22 protein-coding genes are annotated in these 23,308 nt (G+C 70.6%); 14 read left to right on the top strand and 8 right to left on the bottom strand.

The window, feature by feature from the left end:
• Positions 1–7: 7 nt before the first annotated feature.
• The 6 genes from KGQ91_RS08220 (at position 8) to der (ending at position 7,120) form a co-directional block, all read left to right on the top strand.
• Positions 8–1,078: a RodZ domain-containing protein gene (locus tag KGQ91_RS08220; RefSeq protein WP_163647763.1), complete on the top strand. Its 1,071-nt coding sequence runs from the start codon at positions 8–10 to the stop codon at positions 1,076–1,078.
• Between the two features lie 18 nt (positions 1,079–1,096).
• Positions 1,097–2,212, top strand: a complete 1,116-nt coding sequence (gene ispG, locus KGQ91_RS08215) for a flavodoxin-dependent (E)-4-hydroxy-3-methylbut-2-enyl-diphosphate synthase (RefSeq protein ID WP_224420740.1) — start codon at positions 1,097–1,099, stop codon at positions 2,210–2,212.
• 23 nt (positions 2,213–2,235) lie between these two features.
• A complete protein-coding gene (gene hisS / locus KGQ91_RS08210; RefSeq protein WP_163647765.1) occupies positions 2,236–3,516 on the top strand; it encodes a histidine--tRNA ligase in 1,281 nt (426 codons plus the stop codon).
• A 58-nt stretch (positions 3,517–3,574) separates the two neighbouring features.
• Entirely contained in the window at positions 3,575–4,234 is a 660-nt protein-coding gene (locus KGQ91_RS08205; protein ID WP_224420739.1) for a YfgM family protein, read from the top strand.
• Positions 4,231–5,382, top strand: a complete 1,152-nt coding sequence (gene bamB, locus KGQ91_RS08200; protein WP_224420738.1) for an outer membrane protein assembly factor BamB — start codon at positions 4,231–4,233, stop codon at positions 5,380–5,382. Before KGQ91_RS08205 ends, bamB begins: the two co-directional genes overlap by 4 nt.
• A gap of 325 nt (positions 5,383–5,707) precedes the next feature.
• Positions 5,708–7,120, top strand: a complete 1,413-nt coding sequence (gene der / locus KGQ91_RS08195) for a ribosome biogenesis GTPase Der (RefSeq protein WP_224415545.1) — start codon at positions 5,708–5,710, stop codon at positions 7,118–7,120.
• An 18-nt stretch (positions 7,121–7,138) separates the two neighbouring features.
• Here the strand turns inward: der and KGQ91_RS08190 are convergent, their stop codons facing one another.
• Positions 7,139–7,996 carry an ATP-binding protein gene (locus tag KGQ91_RS08190; protein WP_224415546.1) on the bottom strand — a complete coding sequence of 286 codons (858 nt, stop codon included), beginning with the start codon at positions 7,994–7,996 and terminating at the stop codon, positions 7,139–7,141.
• 128 nt (positions 7,997–8,124) lie between these two features.
• Here KGQ91_RS08190 and KGQ91_RS08185 point away from each other — a divergent pair, with 128 nt between their 5' ends.
• Positions 8,125–8,916, top strand: a complete 792-nt coding sequence (locus KGQ91_RS08185; RefSeq protein WP_224420737.1) for a M48 family metallopeptidase — start codon at positions 8,125–8,127, stop codon at positions 8,914–8,916.
• 6 nt (positions 8,917–8,922) lie between these two features.
• Here the strand turns inward: KGQ91_RS08185 and aroE are convergent, their stop codons facing one another.
• The 5 genes from aroE to KGQ91_RS08160 form a co-directional block, all read right to left on the bottom strand.
• On the bottom strand, positions 8,923–9,735 hold the full coding sequence (gene aroE, locus KGQ91_RS08180) for a shikimate dehydrogenase (protein WP_224420736.1): 813 nt from the start codon (positions 9,733–9,735) through the stop codon (positions 8,923–8,925).
• Positions 9,728–10,663, bottom strand: coding sequence for an oxygen-dependent coproporphyrinogen oxidase (gene hemF, locus KGQ91_RS08175; protein ID WP_224415549.1), 936 nt, complete (start codon positions 10,661–10,663; stop codon positions 9,728–9,730). The genes aroE and hemF overlap by 8 nt, the downstream gene beginning before the upstream one ends.
• A gap of 57 nt (positions 10,664–10,720) precedes the next feature.
• Positions 10,721–11,275 carry an L-threonylcarbamoyladenylate synthase type 1 TsaC gene (gene tsaC / locus KGQ91_RS08170; RefSeq protein ID WP_224420735.1) on the bottom strand — a complete coding sequence of 185 codons (555 nt, stop codon included), beginning with the start codon at positions 11,273–11,275 and terminating at the stop codon, positions 10,721–10,723.
• A gap of 68 nt (positions 11,276–11,343) precedes the next feature.
• Positions 11,344–12,456, bottom strand: a complete 1,113-nt coding sequence (gene dprA / locus KGQ91_RS08165) for a DNA-processing protein DprA (RefSeq protein ID WP_224420734.1) — start codon at positions 12,454–12,456, stop codon at positions 11,344–11,346.
• Positions 12,453–13,589 (bottom strand): LysM peptidoglycan-binding domain-containing protein, encoded by a 1,137-nt coding sequence (locus KGQ91_RS08160; RefSeq protein ID WP_224420733.1) that lies wholly within the window; start codon positions 13,587–13,589, stop codon positions 12,453–12,455. Before KGQ91_RS08160 ends, dprA begins: the two co-directional genes overlap by 4 nt.
• 232 nt (positions 13,590–13,821) lie before the next feature.
• Here KGQ91_RS08160 and def point away from each other — a divergent pair, with 232 nt between their 5' ends.
• The 7 genes from def (at position 13,822) to KGQ91_RS08125 (ending at position 21,437) form a co-directional block, all read left to right on the top strand.
• A complete protein-coding gene (def, locus tag KGQ91_RS08155) occupies positions 13,822–14,334 on the top strand; it encodes a peptide deformylase (protein ID WP_163647776.1) in 513 nt (170 codons plus the stop codon).
• Between the two features lie 127 nt (positions 14,335–14,461).
• Complete coding sequence (gene fmt / locus KGQ91_RS08150) at positions 14,462–15,439, top strand: methionyl-tRNA formyltransferase (RefSeq protein ID WP_224420732.1); 978 nt, start codon at positions 14,462–14,464, stop codon at positions 15,437–15,439.
• Positions 15,432–16,754 carry a 16S rRNA (cytosine(967)-C(5))-methyltransferase RsmB gene (gene rsmB, locus KGQ91_RS08145; RefSeq protein WP_224420731.1) on the top strand — a complete coding sequence of 441 codons (1,323 nt, stop codon included), beginning with the start codon at positions 15,432–15,434 and terminating at the stop codon, positions 16,752–16,754. The genes fmt and rsmB overlap by 8 nt, the downstream gene beginning before the upstream one ends.
• Positions 16,755–16,831: 77 nt before the next feature.
• The gene (locus tag KGQ91_RS08140; RefSeq protein ID WP_224420730.1) at positions 16,832–17,038 is read left to right on the top strand and encodes a dodecin; all 207 of its coding nucleotides are present in this window, start codon (positions 16,832–16,834) and stop codon (positions 17,036–17,038) included.
• Between the two features lie 165 nt (positions 17,039–17,203).
• Positions 17,204–18,577: a Trk system potassium transporter TrkA gene (trkA, locus tag KGQ91_RS08135; RefSeq protein ID WP_224420729.1), complete on the top strand. Its 1,374-nt coding sequence runs from the start codon at positions 17,204–17,206 to the stop codon at positions 18,575–18,577.
• 46 nt (positions 18,578–18,623) lie between these two features.
• Entirely contained in the window at positions 18,624–20,072 is a 1,449-nt protein-coding gene (locus KGQ91_RS08130; protein ID WP_163647781.1) for a TrkH family potassium uptake protein, read from the top strand.
• Positions 20,073–20,216: 144 nt separating this feature from the next.
• The gene (locus KGQ91_RS08125) at positions 20,217–21,437 is read left to right on the top strand and encodes a TraB/GumN family protein (protein ID WP_224420728.1); all 1,221 of its coding nucleotides are present in this window, start codon (positions 20,217–20,219) and stop codon (positions 21,435–21,437) included.
• 4 nt (positions 21,438–21,441) lie between these two features.
• Here the strand turns inward: KGQ91_RS08125 and KGQ91_RS08120 are convergent, their stop codons facing one another.
• Positions 21,442–22,206 carry a tRNA-uridine aminocarboxypropyltransferase gene (locus KGQ91_RS08120; RefSeq protein WP_224420727.1) on the bottom strand — a complete coding sequence of 255 codons (765 nt, stop codon included), beginning with the start codon at positions 22,204–22,206 and terminating at the stop codon, positions 21,442–21,444.
• Between the two features lie 96 nt (positions 22,207–22,302).
• Positions 22,303–23,025 carry an SIR2 family NAD-dependent protein deacylase gene (locus tag KGQ91_RS08115; RefSeq protein ID WP_224420726.1) on the bottom strand — a complete coding sequence of 241 codons (723 nt, stop codon included), beginning with the start codon at positions 23,023–23,025 and terminating at the stop codon, positions 22,303–22,305.
• Between the last annotated feature and the right edge of the window lie 283 nt (positions 23,026–23,308).

The raw sequence follows: 23,308 nt of genomic DNA, 5'->3' as shown, positions 1-23,308 counted from the left end.
CTCAGTCATGAGCGACACACAACAGCGACAGGAAGGCAGTCTTGATCCCGCCGTCGGCACGGCCCCCGAATCGCCGGGCGAGGTGCTGCGCCGCGAACGCGAGAACCAGGGCCTCTCCATCGACGAGGTGGCCACCCAGCTCAACCTGCGCCCCGCCGTGGTCAGTGGCCTGGAGGCCGACCGCTACGACGAGATTCCCGTCGCCGCCTATCGGCGCGGCTACCTGCGCGCCTATGCGCGCCTGATGGGCATCGACGAGGCCAGCGTGGTGGGCGCCTACAACCGCCAGCACGGCGATACCCGCAGCGACATCGAGCGCAAGATCACGCCGGTCAATACCACGCGCCCGCCGTCGCGCCTGGGGGCCTGGGTCTTCAAGCTGTTCACCCTGCTGGTGATCGTCGGCCTGATCGGCCTGTCGCTGCTGTGGTGGCAGAGCCGCAACGGCAACGACCTGCTGGGCCTGGGCGGCGGCGACGAGGCCGCCGCGACCGCCCTGAGCGGCGAACCGGCTGCCGAAACCGGCGCCGAAACCGATACCCCGGACGCCACCACCGACCTGCCGCCGCTGCCCGACGACGCGAAGGCACAGGCCGCGGACGCCGAACCCGCCGCGAGCGCGTCCGCCCCGACCGGCGACACCGCCGTTGCCGGCGCCACGGCAGACACCGCCGGCACGGCGGAAACGAGCGCCACGCCCTCGGCCCCCGCGGATGGCACGGCCGCTGACACGGCCGATACCGGCAGCAACGACGCGCCGGCCGCGGCAGCCACCGACACCGCAAGCGCCACGACCGACACGGCCGCCGAGGACCAGACGCCGACCGCCGACACGGCCCGGCGCCTGGCCTTCACCTTCAACGAACAGTCATGGACCGAGATCCACGATGCCAACGACAAGCGCATCCTGGTCGGTCTGCAGCCCGCCGGTAGCCAGACCACGGTCGAGGGCCAGCCGCCGTTCCGGCTGACCATCGGCAACGCCAGCGGCGTCGAGCTGACCTGGCACGGCGAGACCGTCGACCTCGGCGCCCATACCGGCGGCAACAATGTCGCCCGCTTCACGCTGGGCGAATAACTGGGAGAGGACTTCGCGATGCACGCGCAATCCCCGATCAAGCGGCGCCAGTCGCGCCAGATTCATGTCGGCTCCGTCCCGGTAGGTGGTGACGCGCCCATCTCCGTGCAGAGCATGACCAACACCGACACCCTCGACGTCGAGGCCACGCTCGCCCAGATCCAGCGCCTCGCCCAGGCCGGCGCCGACATCGTGCGCGTCTCGGTGCCGACCATGGACGCCGCCGAGGCCTTCGGCCGCATCAAGGCCGGCTCGCCGGTACCGCTGGTCGCCGACATCCACTTCGACTACCGGATCGCCCTGCGCGTCGCCGAGCTCGGCGTCGACTGCCTGCGCATCAACCCCGGCAACATCGGCCGCGAGGACCGGGTGCGCGCCGTGGTGGACGCCGCCCGCGACCGCGGCATCCCCATCCGCATCGGCGTCAACGCCGGCTCGCTGGAAAAGGACTTGCAGAAGAAATACGGCGAGCCCACCCCCGCGGCGCTGGTCGAGTCGGCGATGCGCCACATCGACCATCTCGAGCGCCTCGACTTCCCCGACTTCAAGGTCAGCGTCAAGGCCTCCGACGTGTTCATGGCGGTCGCCGCCTACCGCGACCTGGCCACGCGCATCGAGCAGCCGCTGCACCTGGGGATCACCGAGGCCGGCGGCCTGCGCTCGGGCACCGTCAAGTCGTCGATCGGGCTGGGCATGCTCTTGATGGACGGCATCGGCGACACCATCCGCGTGTCGCTGGCCGCCGACCCGGTCGAGGAGGTCAAGGTCGGCTACGACATGCTCAAGAGCCTGCGCCTGCGCGCCAAGGGCATCAACTTCGTCGCCTGCCCCAGCTGCTCGCGCCAGAACTTCGACGTCATCGGCACCATGAACGCCCTCGAGGAGCGTCTCGACGACGTCATGACGCCGCTCGACGTCTCGGTGATCGGCTGCGTGGTCAACGGCCCGGGCGAGGCCAAGGAAAGCGACATCGGCCTGACCGGCGGCAGCCCCGCCAATCTCGTCTACATCGACGGCAAGCCGGCCTCCAAGCTGCGCAACGACCACCTGGTCGACGACCTGGAACGGCTGATCCGCGACAAGGTCCGCGAGAAGGAACAGGCCGAGCAGAACACCATCGCCCGCGAGGGCTGAACCGCTTCAGGAGATTCGTTTCGTTGAGCAAGAAGATCCAGGCCATCCGTGGCATGAATGACCTGCTGCCGGACCAGTCGCCGCTGTGGCAGTACTTCGAGGAGCAGGTCCGCACGCTGATGCGACGCTACGGCTATCGCGAGATCCGCACGCCCATCGTCGAGCAGACCGCGCTGTTCAAGCGCTCCATCGGCGAGGTCACCGACATCGTCGAGAAGGAGATGTACACCTTCGACGACCGCAACGGCGACAGCCTCACCCTGCGCCCCGAGGGCACCGCCGCCTGCGTGCGCGCGGCGATGGAACACGGGCTGCTGCACAACCAGACCCAGCGGCTGTGGTACCAAGGGCCGATGTTCCGCCACGAGCGTCCGCAGAAGGGCCGCTACCGGCAGTTCCATCAGGTGGGCATCGAGGCCTACGGCCTCGACGGACCGGACATCGACGCCGAGGTCATCCTGCTCTCGGCGCGGCTGTGGAAGCAGCTCGGGCTCGACGCCCACGTCACCCTCGAGCTCAACTCGCTGGGCTCGCCCGAGGCGCGCGCCGCCTACCGCGACACCCTGGTGGCCTACTTCGAGCGCCATCACGAGCTGCTCGACGAGGACTCGCGGCGCCGGCTGTCCAGCAACCCGCTGCGCATCCTCGACTCCAAGAACCCCGACATGGCCGCGATGCTCGCCGACGCGCCGCAGCTGCTCGACCATCTCGACGACGCCTCCCGCGAGCACTTCGAGGCGCTCAAGGCACGGCTCGACGCGGCCGGCATCGCCTACCGCATCAATCCACGCCTGGTCCGCGGGCTGGACTACTACAGCCGCACCGTGTTCGAGTGGACCACCACGGCGCTGGGCAGCCAGGGCACGGTATGCGCCGGCGGCCGCTACGACGGCCTGGTCGAGCAGCTCGGCGGCAAGCCCACACCCGCGGTGGGCTTCGCCCTGGGCGTGGAGCGGCTGATCCTGCTGCTCGAGACCCTCGAGCTGATCCCCGCCGAGAGCCAGCGAGGCCCCGATGCCTACCTGCTGGCGATGGGCGAAGACGCCGAGCGCGAGGCCCTGCTGCTCGGCGAGCGGCTGCGCGACGCCCTGCCCGGCCTGGCCCTGCAGGTCCACTGCGGCGGCGGCGGCTTCAAGAGCCAGATCAAGAAGGCCGACCGCAGCGGCGCCCGGCTGGCGCTGATCCTCGGCGAGGACGAACTCGCGCAGGGCCAGCTGACCATCAAGTACCTGCGCGAGGAGCGCGAGCAGGAAACCCTGGACCAGGCGGCGGCGATCGCCCGTCTGGGCGAACGACTCGACTGAGACTGAAATAAAGTCCGTGCCCCCGGCACGGGACCTCACGGCATAGGAGGGGCCATCGGTGGCCGAGCTTAGGAGCGAAGAAGAACAGCTGGACGCCATCAAGCGCTGGTGGAAGGACAACGGCAAGTCGCTGATCCTCGGCGTGGCCGTCGCGGCGGCCGCGGTGGTCGGCTGGAAGGCCTGGGAACGCTACCAGCACAACCAGGCCGCCGCCGCCTCGGCGAGCTACCAGGAACTGCTGGGGCTGGCCGGCCAGGACAGCCTTGACGACAAGACCATCGCCCGCGCCGACGAACTGATCGGCACGCTGCGCAACGAGCACGGCGGCACCCTCTACGCGGACCTGGCCGCGCTGATCCAGGCCCGCCTGGAGGTCGCCGACGGCGACCTCGCCGGCGCCCGGCAGGCGCTGTCGAACGTGATCGACACCAGCGACGATGCCTATCTCAAGGGGCTGGCCCGCCTGCGCCTGGCACGCATCCAGGTCGCCGACGGCCACCCCCAGGCGGCGCTCGACACCCTCGACGCCGGCATCCCCGACAGCCTGGCCGCCTCGCAGGCCATGACCCGCGGCGACGCCCTGGTGGCCCTGGATAACAACGACGAGGCGCGCACCGCCTATCAGAAGGCGCTCGACCTGTCCCGCGAGCAGGGCCAGCCGGTGTTCGGCGCCCAGCTCAAGCTCGACAATCTCGGCGCGGAGGATGCCACGCTATGAAACTCGTCCAGCTGCTCGCCCCCGCCCTTCTGCTCTCCCTGCTGGCGGGCTGCTCGGGCAACGTCGAGCCCGAGTACCCGCCCAAGCCGCTGACCGACATCGACCGCCAGGCCGACCTGCAGATGCAGTGGGACCAGTCGATCGGTGACGGGCTGGGCATCGCCCGCTACCCGATCACCCCGGCCATCGACCAGGACCGGCTGTTCGCCGCCGACCAGTCGGGCCTGCTGCGGGCCATCGACACCGCCACCGACGAGACCCAGTGGCAGGTGACCCTCGACACGCCGGTCTCCAGCGGCCTCACCGCCATCGCCGACCGCATCTACCTGGGCACCCGCAACGGCGAGGTGCTGGCCCTCGACCAGGCCGACGGCAGCGTCGTCTGGCGCTCGCGGGTCTCCAGCGAGGTGCTCGCCGCGCCGCAGGCCAATCGCGACCTGCTGGTGGTGCAGAGCGTCGACGGCGCGGTCACCGCCCTGGACCGCGCCACCGGCAAGGAGCAGTGGGTCTACACCAGCAACCAGCCGGCGCTGACCCTGCGCGGCACCGGCACGCCGCGGGTGATCAACCAGGTCAGCTTCGCCGGCTTCGCCAACGGCCGCCTGGTGACGCTCGACAACCGCAGCGGCCAGCCGCTGTGGGACATGCGCGTGGCGGTGCCCAAGGGCCGCACCGAGGTCGACCGCCTGGTGGACCTCGACGGCCAGCCGCTGCTCACCCCCGACGGCCGGCTCTACGTCACCAGCTACAACGGCCGCCTGCTGGCCCTACAGGCCACCACCGGCAAGATCCTCTGGTCACACGACGCCTCCAGCTACCTGAGCCCGCTGCTGGTCGGCGACTTCCTGTTCACGGTCAACGCGGACAGCCACGTGCTGGCCCTCGACGCCAACTCCGGGCGGGTGATGTGGGAAAGCGATGCCCTCGAGGGCCGCAGCCTGACCTCACCGGCCTTCATCGACGGCCGTCTGGCCGTGGGCGACTACGCCGGCTACGTGCACCTGCTCGACGCCGAAAGCGGCAAGCTGGTGGGTCGCACCGAACTCGGCGACGGCATCAGCCTGACTCCGCTCAGCGACGGCAAGCGGCTCTACGTGATGGACAACGAGGGCGACCTCGCCGCCTATCGCCTCAAGGGCGGCCAGTAAGTCGCACGCCGACGGGGCCTCCCCGGCCCGTCGGCATCACCCCCCCCCACAGGCGACCTCGTTGCGTCTCGCAAGGGGCTCCGGGGGACAGGTCGAAGCGGGGGGCCTCGGCCCAGGGAGGGCCGAGGTAGCGCCCAGGGAAGGGTTTACAGCGCCCCTCGAGAAGCCTTGCCGCCGGAAAAGCCACACCGCCTGCCCTTCTTCACCACTTCCCCATAGAACATTGGGCGCCCCGCCCGGGTAATGCTAGAATCGCCTCCCTGACCGCGCGCCCCGCCCGGGGCCGTGCGACATTCCGTTCCTGAACCTCGGCTCGTTGACTCCCATGACTCCCGTGATCGCCCTGGTCGGCCGACCCAATGTCGGCAAATCGACCCTTTTCAATCGCCTGACCCGCTCGCGCGATGCCCTGGTGGCCGACTTCCCGGGGCTGACCCGCGACCGCAAGTACGGCAACGGCCAGCTCGGCGGCAAGGAATACACCGTCATCGATACCGGCGGCATCAGCGGCGACGAGCAGGGCATCGACGCGGCCATGGCCGAGCAGTCGCTGCTGGCCATCGACGAGGCCGACATCGTGCTGTTCCTGGTCGATGCGCGCAGCGGCCTGATTCCCGCCGACGAGGCGATCGCCAACCACCTGCGGGTCAACCAGAAGAAGACCTGGCTGGTGGTCAACAAGACCGACGGCCTCGAGGAGCACTCGGCGATGGCCGAGTTCTGGGGGCTGGGTCTGGGCGACCCGCGCCCCATCGCCGCCAGCCACGGGCGCAACGTCACCGCGCTGATCGACGAGGTGCTCGCGCCCTTCCCCGAACGCAACACCGACAGCGACGCGGATGCGCTTCCCCCCGCCGACCAGGGCATCCGCATCGGCGTGATCGGCCGCCCCAACGTCGGCAAGTCGACGCTGGTCAATCGCCTCCTCGGCGAGGAGCGGGTGGTGGTCTTCGACGAGGCCGGCACCACCCGCGACGCCATCGAGATCCCCTACGAGCGCCGCGGCCGGCCCTACGTGCTGGTCGACACCGCCGGCGTGCGCCGCCGCAAGAACGTCAGCCTGGTGGCCGAGAAGTTCTCGATCATCAAGACGCTCGAGGCGATCAAGGAATGCCATGTGGCGATCATGGTGCTCGACGCCCGCAGCGGGCTGGTGGAGCAGGACATGCACCTGCTCGACTACGTGCTCTCCTCGGGGCGGGCACTGGTGCTGGCGGTCAACAAGTGGGACGGCCTGGAAAGCGAGCAGCGCGACAAGATGCGCAGCGAGATCAAGCGCCGCCTGGGCTTCGCCGACTACGCCGACCTGCACTTCATCTCGGCGCTGCACGGCACCGCGGTGGGCGATCTCTACCCGTCGATCGAGCGTGCCTACAAGGCCGCCACCGCCCACTGGTCGACCAACCGCCTGACCACCATCCTTCAGGATGCGGTCAGCGAGCACCAGCCGCCGCTGATCAACGGCCGGCGCATCAAGCTGCGCATGGCCCACCAGGGCGGCAGCAACCCGCCGATCATCGTCGTCCACGGCAACCAGACGGCGTCGCTGCCCGAGGCCTACAAGCGCTACCTGACCAACACCTTCCGCAAGGTGCTCAAGGTGCGCGGCACGCCGATCCGCTTCGAGTTCCGCTCCGGCGCCAACCCCTACGACCCCAATGCCGGCGCCAACGACCGCGAGAAGGCCCGCGCCCGCCAGCTGGCAAGGACCCGCGAGGCGCGCCGCAGCCGGCGCTGACCCCGCCCGGGGCGCGGCTCAACCGACCCCGCTGCCCACCCACTGGCAGGCGAACTGCCAGGCGGCCCGTCCGCTGCGCGCCCCGCGCAGGGTCGCGTATCGCAGCGCGGCTTCCCGGGCCGCCTCGTTCCAGGCGTCCCCCCCGCCCAGGTGCGCCACCCAGTGACGGCAGGCCTCGAGATAGGAGTCCTGGTTGAAGGGATGGAAGGCCAGCCACAGGCCGAAGCGGTCCGACAGCGAGATCTTCTCCTCGACGGCATCGCCGTGATGCAGCTCGTCGCCGACCAGCCGGGTGTCGGCGTTGTCGGCCAGCGACTCGGGCAGCAGATGGCGACGGTTGGAGGTGGCGTAGAGCAGCACGTTCTCCGGCGGGCCGGTCAGGGTGCCGTCGAGCACGCTCTTGAGCGCCTTGTAGGCGTCGTCGTGGCCCTCGAACGACAGGTCGTCGCAATAGACGATGAAGCGGTGCTCGGTATCGCGCAGCTGCGCCACCAGCGCCGGCAGGCCGGCCAGGTCGTGGCGGTCGACCTGGATCAACCGCAGCCCTTCCGGCGCCAGGGTGTTGAGCAGCGCCCGCACCATCGACGACTTGCCGCTGCCCCGTGCGCCCCACAGCAGGGCGTGGTTGGCCGGGCGGCCGGCCAGGAAGGCCCGCGTGTTGGCGAGCAGCGCCTCGCGCTGCCGATCGACGCCCACCAGGTCGTCGAGGCGCACCGCATCGCGGGCCGCCACCGGGACCAGCTGGCCGCCGAGCGGATGGCGCTGCCAGATCGCGGCCACGTCCCGCGACCAGTCGGCGGCCTCGGGTGCCGGCGGCAGCCACGCCTCGATGCGATCCAGCAGGCCGTGCAGGCGTTGCGACAGGCGATCATCCATGGTTTCTCCCTCTCTCCAATCCGGTTGACCCCGCGTGGCAACGGGGTATCTTGAAGGCGATCACCGACACGGAACGCGACCGCCGCTGTCCAGCGCGGTTCCCCCAGCCCATTCTCAGGGAGAGACCCATGACACTTCGTACGCTCGGCGCGATCAGCCTGACACTCGTGCTGGCCGCCTGCAGCCAGACGCCCACCGGGCGCTCGCAGCTGACCCTGTTCTCCGACCAGGAGATCAATCAGATGGGCGACCAGAGCTTCCAGCAGTACCAGCAGAAACTGCCCACCGTGGGCGGCGCGACCGCCGACTACGTGCAGTGCGTGGCCCATGCCGTCACCGCCCAGACCGGCAGCGGCGAAAGCTGGGAGGTCAAGGTCTTCAAGGATGACTCCGCCAACGCCTTCGCCCTGCCCGGCGGCCATATCGGCGTCAACACCGGGCTTCTCCAGGTCGCCAAGAACCAGAACCAGCTGGCCACCGTGCTCGGCCACGAGGTCGCCCACGTGCTGGCGCATCACGCCAACGAGCGGGTCTCGACCCAGGCGGCGACCCAGACCGGCCTCTCGGTGCTGCAGTCCGCCGCCGGGCTCGAGGGTCAGGGGGGGCAGCAGCTGATGGGCCTGCTGGGCATGGGCGCCAAGTACGGTATCCTGATGCCCTTCTCGCGCAAGCAGGAGAGCGAGGCCGATACCCTGGGGCTCAACCTGATGGCCCGCGCCGGGTTCGACCCACGCGCGAGCATCGACCTATGGAAGAACATGGAGGCCAACAGCCAGAGCCAGCCGCCGGTGTGGCTGTCCACCCACCCCAGCCACGGCCAGCGCATCGACGGCCTGCAGGCGCAGATGGATCAGGCGCTCCAGCTCTACCGTCAGGCCCGCGACGCCGGTCGCACGCCCGACTGCCAGCGGCCGGGCTGAGCCCGGCTACAGCGCCTGGCGCAGCATCTCGCGTACCGGGGCCGTGTCCGGGCGCGTGTGGCGCCAGAGGAAGAACGACTCCGCCGCCTGCTCGACCAGCATGCCCAGACCGTCGACGGTGCGCGCGCCGCGCTCGGCGGCCCAGACCAGGAACACCGTGGGCTCGGCGCCGTACATCATGTCGTAGGCCAGCGCGCCGTCGGCGAACAGCGCCTCGGGCAGCGGCGGCAGATCTCCCGCCAGACTGGCGCTGGTGCCGTTGATCACCAGATCGAAGGGGCCGGCCACGTCGGCGAAGCCGCCGCCCCGCACGTCGCCCAGGTCGGCGAAGTCCGCCGCCAGCGCCTCGGCCCTGGCGGCGGTGCGATTGGCGATCGTCAGGCTCGCCGGCCGCGTGGCCAGCAGCGGCTCGAGCACGCCGCGCACCGCCCCGCCGGCGCCCAGCACCAGGATGCGGGCACCCGCCAGCGGCGCGGCATGCATCTCTAGATCCCGCGCCAGCCCCACGCCATCGGTGGTATCGCCGTGCAGGCGGCCGCCGTCATCGAGCCACAGGGTATTGACCGCCCCGGCCCGCTGCGCGCGAGGGCTAAGGTCCTCGGCCATCCGGAAGGCATCTTCCTTGAAGGGCACGGTGACATTGGCGCCGCGACCGCCGGCCGCGGCAAACGCCCGCCATGCCCCGGCGAAGTCGTCCCGCGGCGCCTCGATCGCCTCGTAGGTCATCGCCTCGCCGGTCTGCTCGGCGAAGGCGGCATGGATCCGCGGCGACTTCGAATGGCCGATCGGATGGCCGAATACGCAGTAGCGGTCACTCATCAGCGTCTCCTTGTGCCTCGTCCAGCCAGTCGCGCGGGCGCAGATAGTCCCGATAGAGCCTCTCCTCGGCACTGCCCGGCTCGGGCGTCCAGCCGTAGTGCCACTCCGCCACCGGCGGCATCGACATCAGGATCGACTCGGTGCGCCCACCGCTCTGCAGGCCGAACAGGGTGCCGCGGTCCCAGACCAGGTTGAACTCCACGTAGCGCCCGCGCCGGTAGAGCTGGAAGGCCCGCTCGCGTTCGCTCCAGGACGTGTCGCGGCGCCGCTCGACGATCGGCAGGTAGGCGTCGAGGAAGCTGTCGCCTACCGCCTGCTGGAAGGCGAAGCAGCGTTCGAAGCCGCCCTCGTTGAGATCGTCGAAGAACAGCCCGCCCACACCCCGGGTCTCGTCACGGTGCTTGAGGTAGAAGTAGTCGTCGCACCAGCGCTTGTAGCGCGCATAGACGTCGTCACCGAAGGGCGCGCAGGCGTCACGGGCGACCCGGTGCCAGTGCAGCACGTCCTCGTGGACCGGATAGAAGGGGGTCAGGTCATAACCGCCGCCGAACCACCACACCGGCGCCTCGCCGGTCTTCTCGGCGATGAAGAAGCGCACATTGCCGTGGCTGGTGGGAATGTGCGGGTTGGTCGGGTGCAGCACCCAGGACACGCCCACCGCGTGAAAACCGCGACCGGCCAGCTCGGGCCGCGCGGCCGTGGCGGAGGGCGGCAGGGTGTCGCCGTGGACGTGGGAGAAGTTCACCCCGCCCTTCTCGAACACGCCGCCGCCCTCGATCACCCGGGACCGACCGCCGCCACCCTCGGGCCGCTCCCAGGCATCCTCGCGGAAGGTCGCCCCGCCATCCGCCTCGGCCAGCTGTCGGCACAGGCGATCCTGCAGGTCGAGCAGGTAATGCTTCACGTCGTCGAGATAGGCATGCGCCACGGCAGGCTCCTCGTCACAATGGCTGGATGGAGTGGATACGTGCGCGCTGCGCCGGGCTCACTCGCGCAGCGTGTCCCCGGTGACCAGGTCGCGGATGCGGCTGGGACGGGCCTGGCCACCCAGCGCGCCGTCCACGGCGACCAGCGACGCCCCGAAGTAGCGGCGCACGGTGGCCAGGTCCCGGGCCGGCTCGGCGCCCGCCGGGTTCGCCGAGGTGGAGACGATCGGCCCGCCGTGGGCGGCGCACAGCACGGCGACCAGCGGATGGTCACTGACCCGCAGGGCGACGCGGTCATGCTCGCCGCGCAGCAGCGGATGGGCCCGGCCGTTGTCGGGCACCAGCCAGGTGTTGGGCCCGGGCCAGGTGGCCAGCAGCGTCTCGCGCTGGGCCTTGCTGATGCCCTCCAGCCACGGCGCCACCTGGGCGATGTCGCCGGCGATCAGGATCAACCCCTTGGCCGGGTCGCGCTGCTTGAGGGTCAGCACGGCCTGCAGCGCCGCGGGGTCGTCCGGGTCGCAACCCAGCCCCCACACCCCTTCGGTGGGATACGCGATCACGCCGCCGTCGCGCAGGGTCGCCACGGCGGCCTCGAAACCAGTCGCGGTGCTCATTTCGCCCGTTGTCTCCGCACGTCCGAAAGCCGCTCATTCTAGCATGCCGCGCCGGGGGTCACAGCGCCTCAGGCCCCGGGCAGGCGGACCCAGCCACCGGGCACCTGGGCCGCCCGGCCGTCCAGTTCGAACTCCAGCAGGCGCTGCTGGCAGTGCAGCACGCCCTGGCCGGACAGCTCGATGAGCAGGTCCAGCGGCGTGGGCGAGTCGCTGAGCAGGGCCAGCAGCGGCTCCTCCGGTGTCGCCGGCGGCGATGCCGCGCCGGCAGGCTCGCCGAATGGCTCGCCAAATGGCTCGCCGCCCACCGGGATCCAGTGAGCGAGCTCGGCGAGGATGTCGTCGAGTTCCGTCACCAGGGTGGCGCCCTGGCGAATCAGCGCCAGGCAGCCGCGCGCCTGGGGATTGTTCAGGGAGCCGGGCAGCGCAAACACTTCGCGGTTCTGCTCCCCGGCCAGCCGTGCGCTGATCAGCGAGCCGCTCTTCTCCGCCGCCTCGACCACCAGCACGCCCAGCGACAGCCCGGTGATCAGCCGGTTGCGGCGCGGGAAGAACGCCGGATTGGCCCGGGTGCCGGGCGGGTGTTCGCTGAGCAGCAGGCCGGTCTCGCGCATCGCGCGGTAGAGCGCGCCGTGCCGGGCCGGGTAGACGCCATCGATGCCGCAGCCCAGCACGCCGATGCTGGGACCGCCGGCCTCGAGCGCGGCCTGGTGGGCACGACCGTCGATGCCCATCGCCATGCCGCTGACCACGCAGAACCCGGCACCGGCCAGCTCGCCGGCGAAACGCGCGGCATTGCCCAGGCCGTCGCGGGTGGGCCGGCGGGTGCCGACGATCGCCAGCCCCGGTGCGTCGAGCGCGGAAAGCTCCCCCCAGGCCCAGAGCAGCGGCGGTGGATCGGGCAGCTCATCGAGCAGGGCCGGCCAGGCCGGATGCCCGGGATACAGCAGGTGATGGGTCACCGACGCCGCCTCCCAGGCCAGGGCGCGGTCGACCAGCGCCTCGATCGGGCTCGCCGCCGGGCGAGCCAGCCACAGCCGCAGGGCGTCCCGCGCCGGTGCCGGCAGCACCGCCAGCCAGCCGTCCGGCCAGGCGGGCCGGGCCGCCCTCAGCTCGGCCAGCCGCCGCGGCCCCACCTTCGGCAGATGGCACAGCGCCAGCCAGTCGCGCAGCTCCGGGGTCATGGCGCTCGCCCTCCCGCCGGGCGCGGCGCCCGCACCCGGTCGCCCACCGCCAGGCTGCGCGTGGCATGCATGACCAGGGCATAACTGACCCGGTCATAGACCCGGAACACCATCAGCCGGCCCGCCTGCTCGTCGGGCAGGGTCACCGCCGCGTCGGTCAGCGGGTCGCTCAGCGTCTCGCCGCGCTGCTCGACGGCCAGTACCGTGCCCGGCGCCATGCCCTCGCGACGCCCCAGGTCGAGCGCCACCACGTCGAGACGACCGATGTAGCGCACGCCGCCGGGCACCGAGAGGATGTGCCCCGCGACCGGGTGCGACGGCGGGCGCGGCTGGAACTCGGGCGTCACCGGCAGCGACTCCAGCGGCAGCAGCCGATCCCCGGGGCGTATCTCCTGACGCGAGGCGGTCACCACCAGCCGGGAGACGTCCCCCTCGCGGCGCAGCACGCGGGCCTCGCCCAGGGTCTCGAGCTCAAGGCCGAGGAATTCGCCGGTATCCGGGGCGACGTAGCGCTCGCCGGGGCGATAGAGACCAAAACGCTCGCCCGGGGGCAGCGCGCCACGCACGTAGACATGATCGCCGGCCCCGCTGATCAGGCGTCGGTCATCGCCGGCGATCACGTAGGGCGCCTGCGCCAGCTGGGCGGGCGCGACGATGCGATTGGCCTCGAGAAAGCGCTGCACCTTGTCCAGCGGCAGCGGCGGCACCGCCCGGCGCCGCGGCACCCGGCGCACCTGCGGCGACAGGTGCACCACGTCCTGCCCGCGCTCGAGCCCCAGGCGCGGTGTGCCGTCGGCAGCACGGTAGAGATGGATCACGTCGCCGGGATAGATCCAGTGCGGGTCGTCGACCTGCGGGTTGCCCCGCCACAGGCGCGGCCATTGCCCGGGGTCGGCGAGGAAGCGCCCGGCGATGTCCCAGAGCGTGTCGCCGCGCTGCACGGTGTAGCGGGCCGGCGCATCGCGACGCAGCACCGTCGAGGACGTGCCTGCCTGCGGCGCGGACGCGCCCGTTTCACTGGCGCCGGCGGCGGGGAGCCCGGCGACCAGGCTCCAGGCCGAGATCAGCAGCCATGCCGCCAGCAACCTGACGAGCCACCGTCGCCGGCGGCCGGCACCCTTGCATTCATTCATGGTGGTCTGTGCCTTTTCCTGCGTACTTTCTCTTCTGCGCACTTCGGGAGCGCACCGACGGGAACGCCGCGCGCCCCGCGGGGTCGAACGAGCGACACGACGCAACGCCTGCCGCGCTCCATAGCCGAGCCCTATCGCGGCGATGCCCGGCCCGGCGGTTCCGTAATGCGCCGCCGCGGACTACAATTGGGGCAACATTGTTGCATAAACCGAATACGGTACCTTCAACGCCATGGCCAAGCTAGAAATCCTCGAATTCCCCGACGAACGCCTGCGTACCCGGGCGGCGCCGGTCGAGACCGTCGACGACGAGGTCCGCGCCCTGGTCGACGACATGCTCGAGACCATGTACGACGCGCACGGCATCGGCCTGGCGGCGACCCAGGTCGACGTCCATCGTCGGGTGATCGTCATCGATGCCAGCGAGGACCGCAGCGAACCGCTGGTCCTGATCAACCCCGAGTACGAGCCGCTCGGCGACGAGCGCGAGCCGATGCAGGAAGGCTGCCTGTCGATCCCCGAGTACTACGCCGAGGTGCCCCGCGCCCTGCGCGTGCGGCTCAAGGCGCTGGGGCGCGACGGCCAGCCCTACGAGCGCGAGGCCGAGGGGCTGCTGGCGCACTGCATCCAGCACGAGTGCGACCATCTCGAGGGGCGGCTATTCGTCGACTACCTCTCGCCGCTCAAGCGCGACCGCGTGATGAAGAAGATGCAGAAGCGTCACCGGCAGATGCAGTCCGCCTGACGACGCTTCCCTGCCCGAGGGGCACTGAAACCGATGCCGGGGCCGCCCATGAGGTGCTCCGGCGTTTTTCGTTCGCCGCCCCATCCGCTACGCTATCGTTCATTTTCCCGTCAGCAAGGCCCTGTCGATGACCCGATCCCTGCGCGTCGTTTTCGCCGGAACCCCGGACTTCGCCGCGGAAAGCCTCCGCGCGCTGCTCGCCGGCCGCCACGAGGTGGTCGCCGTGTACACCCAGCCCGACCGCCCCGCCGGGCGCGGCCGCAAGCTCACCCCCAGCCCGGTCAAGGCGCTGGCGCTCGAGCACGGCCTGCCGGTGCATCAGCCCGCCAGCCTCAAGGCGGAAGACGCCCAGCACGAACTCGCCGCCTACCGCCCGGATATCATGGTGGTGGTGGCCTACGGCTTGCTGCTGCCCCAGGCGGTGCTCGACATCCCGCGGCTTGGCTGTCTCAACGTCCACGCCTCGCTGCTGCCGCGCTGGCGTGGTGCGGCACCGATCCAGCGCGCCATCGAGGCCGGTGATCGCGAGAGCGGCGTGGCCATCATGCAGATGGACGCCGGGCTGGATACCGGCGACGTGCTGCTGGAACGCCACACGCCGATCACCGCCACGACCACCGGCGGCGAGCTGCACGACCGGCTGGCCACGCTGGGCGGTGAGGCGCTGGCCGAGGCGCTCGACGCCCTGGCCGGCGACGGCCTCGCCGCCACGCCCCAGCCCGACAGCGGCGTGACCTACGCGGCCAAGCTCTCCAAGGCCGAGGCGGCGCTGGACTTTTCCCGCCCGGCGGCGGAGCTCGCCGCCCGGGTGCGTGCCTTCAATCCCTGGCCGGTGGCCTGGACGCGCCTTGACGGCGACACCCTGCGGCTATGGCTGGCCGAGTCGGAGTCCGCGCCGTCGGCCACCGGCGCCGCCCCCGGCACCCTGCTGGAGAGCGCCCCCGACGCCCTGCGCATCGCCTGTGGCCCCGAAGGCCGCGAGGTGCTGCGGGTGACCCGGGCCCAGCTGCCCGGCGGCAAGCCGCTGGCGGTACGCGACCTGCTCAACGCCCGCGGCGAGCGCTTCGCCGCCGGGCAGCGTCTGGGAGAGACCATCCATGGCTGACGTTCGCGCCTTCGCCGCCCGCCAGCTGGCCCCGGTGCTCGCCGGCCAGGGCTCGCTCGCCGGGCTCGACGCCGCCCTCGCCGACAGCGGCATCGCCGCCCGCGATCGCGGCTTCGCCAAGGCGCTGTGCTTCGGCGTGTGCCGCGCCCATCCTCGCCTGCAGGCACTGGCCCGGGAGCTGCTGCGCCAGCCCTTCAAGCAGCGCGACGACGATGTCCACGCCCTGCTGCTGCTGGGGCTCTATCAGCTCCTGTACATGCGCGTGCCGCCCCACGCCGCGGTCAGCGAGACCGCCGGCGCCGCCCGGTCGCTGAACAAGGGCTGGGCGACACGCGTGATCAACGGCTGTCTGCGCCGCTTCCAGCGCGAGTCGGTCGCCCTGCAGGGGCGGGTCGACCGCGACCCCGGCGTGGCCCTGCTGCACCCGGCCTGGCTGCTCAAGCGGCTGCGCCAGGCCTGGCCCGACGACTGGCGTGCCATCGCCGAGGCCAACAACCAGCCGGGGCCGATGACCCTGCGGGTCAACGCCCGCCGCACCACCCGGGAAGCCTATCTGGCACGACTCGCCGAGGCAGGCATCGCCGCCGAACCGTGCCGTCATGCCGCCGCGGGGCTCACCCTCGAGACACCCTGCGACGTCGGCGCCCTGCCCGGCTTCGCCGAGGGCGAGGTCAGCGTGCAGGACGAGGCCGCCCAGCTCGCCGCGGACCTGCTCGCCCCCACGCTCGCCGGCCACGCCCGCTTCCGGGTGCTCGATGCCTGCGCCGCGCCCGGCGGCAAGACGGCCCATCTGCTGGAAACCGCCGACGCCGAGCTGACGGCACTGGACGTCGACGCCCAGCGCCTGGCCCGGGTGCGCACGACCCTCGAGCGCCTGGGCCTCGCGGCACGCCTCGAGCCCGCCGACGCCGGCGCGCTCGACTGGTGGGACGGCACGCCTTACGAGGCCATCCTGCTCGACGCGCCCTGCTCGGGCACCGGGGTGATACGGCGCCATCCGGACATCAAGCTGCTGCGCCGCCCCTCGGACCTGCGCGAACTGGCCGCCTTGCAGGGGCGGCTGCTCGACAGCCTCTGGCGGGCACTGGCCCCGGGCGGCACCCTGGTCTATGCCACCTGCTCGGTGATGCCCGAGGAGAACGCCGAGCAGATCGCCGCCTTCCTGGCGCGCACGCCGAACGCCCGGGCCGACACCCCGAACGCCGCCTGGGGCCGGGTTGCCGGTGCCGGCCGCCAGCTGCTGCCGCAGACCGGCGGCCACGACGGCTTCTTCTACGCGCGGCTGGTCAAGGAGTCGACAACGCCCGGCACCTGATGCCTATACTGACCAGGGTCCCGCCGAACGACACATCCCCGGCGGGGCCTTCGTTTCGCAACGGCAAGGAGCAGCCCATGTCCGAGCATGTCTACAAGCACATCGAACTGACCGGTTCCTCGCCCAAGGGCATCGAGGATGCCGTCGAGCAGGCCCTGGCCAAGGCCAACGAGACGCTTCACGACATTCGCTGGTTCGAGGTCACCGACACCCGTGGCCATGTCGAGCACGGCCGCGTCGCCCACTGGCAGGTGACCGTCAAGGTCGGCTTTACCCTGAGCTGACCGCCTGTCCCGGGCCGTCGCGGCGGCCCGGGCGCCGAAATCCCTGCCCCGAACCGCGACACACCTGTCCCCGCCCGGCCCGGGTGGTTTATGCTAGCCCGCGTCTGATACACCGCCTCGCGGCCCGGCCGCGCGATGGCATCGAACCCTGCGGACTCGACATCGATGAAGATCATCATACTGGGCGCCGGCCAGGTCGGCGGCACACTGGCCGAACATCTGGCCCACGAAGAGAACGACATCACGGTAGTGGATACCGATACCGAGCGGCTGCGCGAACTGCACAACCGCCTCGATATCCGCACCGTCACCGGGCCCGCCTCGTATCCGATGGTGCTGCGCCAGGCCGGTGGCGAGGACGCCGACATGCTGATCGCGGTGACCAACTCCGACGAGGTCAACATGGTCGCCTGCCAGGTGGCGCACACCCTGTTCCGTACCCCGACCAAGATCGCCCGGGTGCGCGCCGCCGCCTACCTGACGCGCAAGGGGCTGTTCTCCCACGACGCGGTGCCGGTGGACGTGCTGATCAGCCCCGAGCAGGTGGTCACCGACCACATCCGCCGGCTGATCGTCTACCCCGGGGCGCTGCAGGTGCTGGAGTTCGCCGGCGGGCTGGTCCAGCTGGTGGCGGTGAAGGCCTACTACGGGGGGCCGCTGGTGGGTCAGGAGCTGGGCTTTCTGCGCCGTCACATGCCCAACGTCGACACCCGCGTGGCGGCGATCTACCGCCGCAACCGGGCGATCATCCCGCGCGGCGACACGGTGATCGAGGCCGACGACGAGGTGTTCTTCATCGCCGCGCGCAAGGACATCCGTGCGGTGATGAGCGAGCTGCGCAAGGTCGAACGCGACTTCCGCCGGGTGCTGATCGCCGGCGGCGGCAACATCGGCCAGCGTCTGGCCGAGCAGCTCGAGCACAGCCACCAGGTCAAGATCATCGAGCACGACCTGGACCGCTGCACCGTGCTCTCCGAACGTCTCGACCGCACCGTGGTGCTGCACGGCAGCGCGACCAGCAAGCGGCTGCTGATCGAGGAGAACATCGAGGACTGCGACATCTTCTGCGCGCTGACCAACGACGACGAGGTCAACATCATGTCGTCGATGCTGGCCAAGCGACTCGGCGCCAAGAAGGTGCTGACGCTGATCAACAACGCCGCCTACGTCGACCTGGTCCAGGGCGGCGAGATCGACATCGCCATCTCGCCGCAGCAGGCGACCATCGGTGGTCTTCTCACCCATGTACGCCGCGGCGACATCGTCAATGTCCACTCGCTGCGCCGCGGCGCGGCCGAGGCCATCGAGGCGATCGCCCACGGCGACTCGCGCTCCTCCCGGGTGGTGGGCCGGGCGATCGACGAGATCGACCTGCCGGCAGGCACCACCATCGGCGCCGTGGTGCGCGGCAAGGAAGTGCTGATCGCCCACGACGACGTGGTGGTCGAGTCCGGCGATCACGTCATCCTGTTCGTCATCGACAAGCGCCGCATCCGCGACGTCGAGCGCCTGTTCCAGGTCGGCCTGACCTTCTTCTGACCCGGACGCCGTCACTCGTCATGCCTCACCCAGACGGAACGCCGTCATGAGTCCGCGCGTCGCCCTGCGTATCCTGGGTCTGCTGCTGATGCTGTTCAGCCTGACCCTGGTGCCGCCGATCCTGATCTCCTGGCTGTTCGCCGACGGCGACTGGCATGCCTTCGCCATCGCCATGGTGATCACCGCCGGCACCGGCGCGCTGGTCTACTGGCCCAACCGCCGCGCCCACAAGGAGCTGCGCACCCGCGACGGCTTCCTGATCACCGTGCTGTTCTGGAGCGTGCTGGGCCTGTTCGGCTCGTTGCCGCTGATGCTGTCCAGCGCCCCCTCGCTGTCCTGGACCGATGCGGTGTTCGAGTCCTTCTCCGGGCTGACCACCACCGGCGCCACCGTGCTCACCGGCATCGACCTGCTGCCGGAGGGCATCCGCTACTACCGCCAGCAGCTGCAGTGGCTGGGCGGCATGGGCATCGTGGTGCTGGCGGTGGCCATCCTGCCGACGCTGGGCATCGGCGGCATGCAGCTCTACCGCACCGAGATTCCCGGCCCGCTCAAGGACTCCAAGCTTACCCCGCGCATCACCGAGACCGCCAAGGCGCTGTGGTACATCTATGCGGCGCTGACCATTATCTGCGGGCTGGCCTACTGGCTGGCCGGCATGAACTGGTTCGATGCCCTGGGCCACAGCTTCTCGACGGTGGCGATCGGCGGCTTCTCGACCCATGACGCCAGCATCGGCTACTTCGACAGCCCGACCATCGAGCAGATCTGCGTGGTCTTCATGGTGATTTCCTCGGCCAGCTTCGGGCTGCACTTCGCGGTCTGGCGCGAGAAGCGCCTGAGCCACTACCTGCACGATCCGGAGTTTCGCTTCTTCGTGAGCTTCCTGGCGCTGTTGAGCCTGCTCAGCATCGCCACCCTGCTCGCCGACCCCAACTACACACAGTGGAAGGCGCTGCGTCACGGGCTGTTCGAGGCGGTCTCGGTGGCCACCACCACCGGCTTCGGGGTCGCCGACTTCTCGCTGTGGCCGGGCGCCCTGCCCTTCATGCTGTTCGTCGCCGCCTTCGTCGGCGCCTGCTCGGGCTCGGCCGGCGGCGGCATGAAGGTGATCCGCATCCTGCTGATCTTCAAGCAGGGTATGCGCGAGGTGACCCGTCTGATCCATCCCACCGCGGTGATCGCCATCAAGGTCGGCAAGATACGGGTGACCGACGGCGTCGCCCAGGCGGTGTGGGGCTTCTTCGCGGTCTACGTGCTGCTGTTCTTCCTGATGCTGATCGGCCTGCTGGCCACCGGGCTCGATCAGGTCACCGCCTGGTCCGCGGTGGGCTCGGCACTCAACAACCTGGGGCCGGGGCTCGGTGAGGTGGCCACCGACTTCGGCGAGATCCCGGCACTGGCCAAGTGGATCCTGGTGGTGGCGATGGTGCTGGGGCGTCTGGAGATCTTCACGGTGCTGGTGTTATTCACGCCCGCCTTCTGGCGACGCTAGGCTTTATACGAAAACTGCCTGCGCTCGGCAATACGGCGTTAAAAATCGGCTCAAAATACTCATTTACAGTTCAATCACCGCTGGCGTTTGCCCCCCCGGCCATGGCGTGGATAATCGAGTTTCTGCCTGAAACAGCGAGCCCTCATGACCGACACCCAGGACATCGCCTCGCCGGACACCACCCGCGGCCCGCGCCAGGTGATCGACGCCGGCGACACCCGCTACACCCTGCTGGGCACCGCCCACGTCTCGCGCGCCAGCGCCGACGAGGTTCGCGAGCTGATCGACTCCGGCGAGTTCGACGCCGTGGCCGTCGAACTGTGCCCCTCGCGCCACCAGAACCTCACCCAGCCCAGGAGCATGGACGATCAGGACCTGTTCCAGATCTTCCGCCAGGGCAAGGCCGGCATGGTCGCCGCCAGCCTGGCACTGGGCGCCTTCCAGCAGCGCGTTGCCGAGCAGTCCGGCATCGAACCCGGCGCCGAGATGCGTGCCGCCGTCCAGGCCTGCCGGCGTGCCGACCTGCCGCTGCTGCTCATCGACCGCGACATCGGCGTGACCCTCAAGCGCATCTATACCCGGGTGCCCTGGTGGCAGCGCGCCGGCCTGATCGGCGGCCTGGTGGGCAGCCTGTTCTCCCGCGACACGGTGTCCAGCGAGGACATCGAGCGGCTCAAGCAGGGCGACGTGCTGGAATCCACCTTCGCCGAGTTCGCCGAGCGCTCCGAGACCCTCTACGAGCCGCTGATTCGCGAACGCGACCGCTACATGGCCCTGCGCCTGGCCGAGGAGCGCCGCGACCCGCCTCATCGCCACGTGCTGGTGGTGATCGGCGCCGGCCATCTCAAGGGGCTCGCCGAACATCTTTCGCAACCGCTGCCCGAGGATCCCGGCGCCGAGCGCGCCGAACTGGAGGCCACGCCGCCGCGGACGCGCTGGTGGAAGGCCCTGCCCTGGCTGGTCACGGTGCTGGTGCTGGCCGGCTTCGCGATCGGCTTCTCGCGGGACACCCAGCTCGGCTGGCAGCTGATCGCCGAGTGGTTTTTGATCAACGGCGTGCTCTCGGCGCTGGGCTCGGCGATCGCCCTGGCGCATCCGCTCACCATCCTGGCGACCTTCGTCGCCGCGCCGCTGACCTCGCTCAACCCCACCATCGGCGCCGGCTTCGTCGCCGCCGGCGTCGAGCTGGCCCTGCGCAAGCCCAAGGTGCGCGATTTCTCGCGCCTGCGCCGCGACGTCAGTTCGGTGAAGGGCTGGTGGCGCAACCGCGTCTCGCGCACCCTGCTGGTCTTTCTGCTCGCCACCCTCGGCTCCGCCGCCGGCACCTGGATCGCCGGACTGCGCATCGCCGACCAGCTGCTCTGACCGACTACACCGAGCGACGCGCCAGCAGCCGCTTCATCGCCGGGGTCGGTGCCTCCAGCTTGCTGTGGCGCCGGCTGGAAGCGTAGCTGTCGTTGAAGACATCGAAATAGTCGTCGAGCACGTCCGCCGCCGTGGCATCGCCGACCTGGCGCAGCAGTTCGGCGGCGACCTCGGCGGTGCACAGATGCGCGGCCGAAGCCGGCTTGCGCAGGTGATACCGCGTGTGTCGGGAGGTGTGCAGCGGCAGCACCGGCAGGGTGTCGAGATACGGACTCTTGCGGAAGATCCGCCGCGCCTGGCGCCAGGTGCCGTCGAGCAGGATCAGAACCGGTATGCGCCCGTCGTCGCGCGCCTCGTGCACGGCCTCCGGCCCCACCACGCGATCGGCGTAGTCCGGCTGGTCGTCGGGAAACACCACGAAGGGCGCGAAGCGCGGGTCGTCGAGCAGCGCCAGCAGACGCTCGTCCGGCTCGGTGCGCCGCCAGGTGAAGACCTCGGTGTCGGCCAGCACGTCGCCGATCAGCCGCCCGGTGTTGGTGGGCTTGTAATGCTCCAGCGGGTGGGTCAGCAGCCACACGCGCGTGGTGCTCTCGGCGGTGACGCAGTAGGGACACAGGCAGTTGAGCACCGGCAGGCGGCACTCCTCGCAGCGCTCGACGAAGCTGCCGCGGGCCTTGAAGGGCTTGCGCGGCGGGTCGGCCTGCGCATCGGACGCCACGTCCGGCGCGGGCGCCCGCTCGGCGATCGGAGCGTCGGAATCATCTTTCATGGGCAGGACAGGCCATCAACGACAGGGCCGGGCATTCTAGCATGCCCGGCCCGGTAGCCCGTCAATCGATGGCGTCCCGCCCCGGCAGGGCGGGCATCACGACGGCGCGAGCAGCCGCCCCGCCGCCAGCCACTGCTCGACCAGTCGTGGCACACCACGGCTCGCCAGCTCGTCGAAGGCGGTGACCCAGCGCGGCGAGACCTCGCTGGCCCGGGGATCGACCAGCAGGCAGGGGCACTCGACGGGGGCGGCATCGAGCAGCATCGCCGCCGGCATCACCGTCAGCGAGGTGCCCACCACCAGCAGCAGGTCGGCCTCGGCGACGCTGTCGCAGGCCGGACCATAGGCCGGCACCGCCTCGCCGAACCACACCACATGCGGGCGCAGCTGGCTGCCCTTGTCGCACAGGTCACCCGGGCGGATGCCGCCGCGGGCCAGCGGATAGAGCAGGCGCGGGTCGACGCTGGAGCGCGCCTTGAGGATCTCGCCGTGCAGGTGAAGCACGTCCGAGGAGCCGGCCCGCTCATGCAGGTCGTCGATGTTCTGGGTGATGATCCGCACCGCGAAGCCCGCCCGCTCGAGGCGCGCCAGGGCCTGATGCGCCGGGTTGGGGCGGGCGCGGCGCACCTGCTCGCGGCGCTCGTCGTAGAAGCGCAGCACGCGCTCGGGATCGCGCGCCCAGGCCTCCGGCGTGGCGACGTCCTCGATGCGATGGTTCTCCCACAGGCCGTCGCCGTCGCGAAAGGTCTTCAGGCCGCTCTCGGCGCTGATGCCGGCCCCGGTGAGGACCACCAGGCGGCGGGAATCGGGCTGGCTCATGGCGGGCTCCGCGTCGATCTCGGCCCTTGACTATACCATCGCCGCCCGCCTTCATAGGTCCCGGCCTGCAGCACTGTCGCGAGAGGCGCCGGGGACAGACCGGAGAGGGGGTCCTCGGCCCGGGGATGGCCGAGGTAGCGCCCAGGGAAGGGTCCACAGCGCCCCCCTCGAAGACTTGTCGTCGGCACCAGCCGCGAGCGAGTCAGCCGTCTACGCCGCCCCGCAAGAAGGGTGACAGCCACCGCCACGAACGGCGACAATGCCCGCCCTTCTGCCACACGAC

The organism is Modicisalibacter tunisiensis, assembly GCF_020148005.1.
GTDB classification, from domain to species: Bacteria; Pseudomonadota; Gammaproteobacteria; order Pseudomonadales; family Halomonadaceae; genus Modicisalibacter; species Modicisalibacter tunisiensis.
Note: the sequence above shows the minus strand (reverse complement) of the source record. Positions and strands in the feature narration are given on the sequence as shown.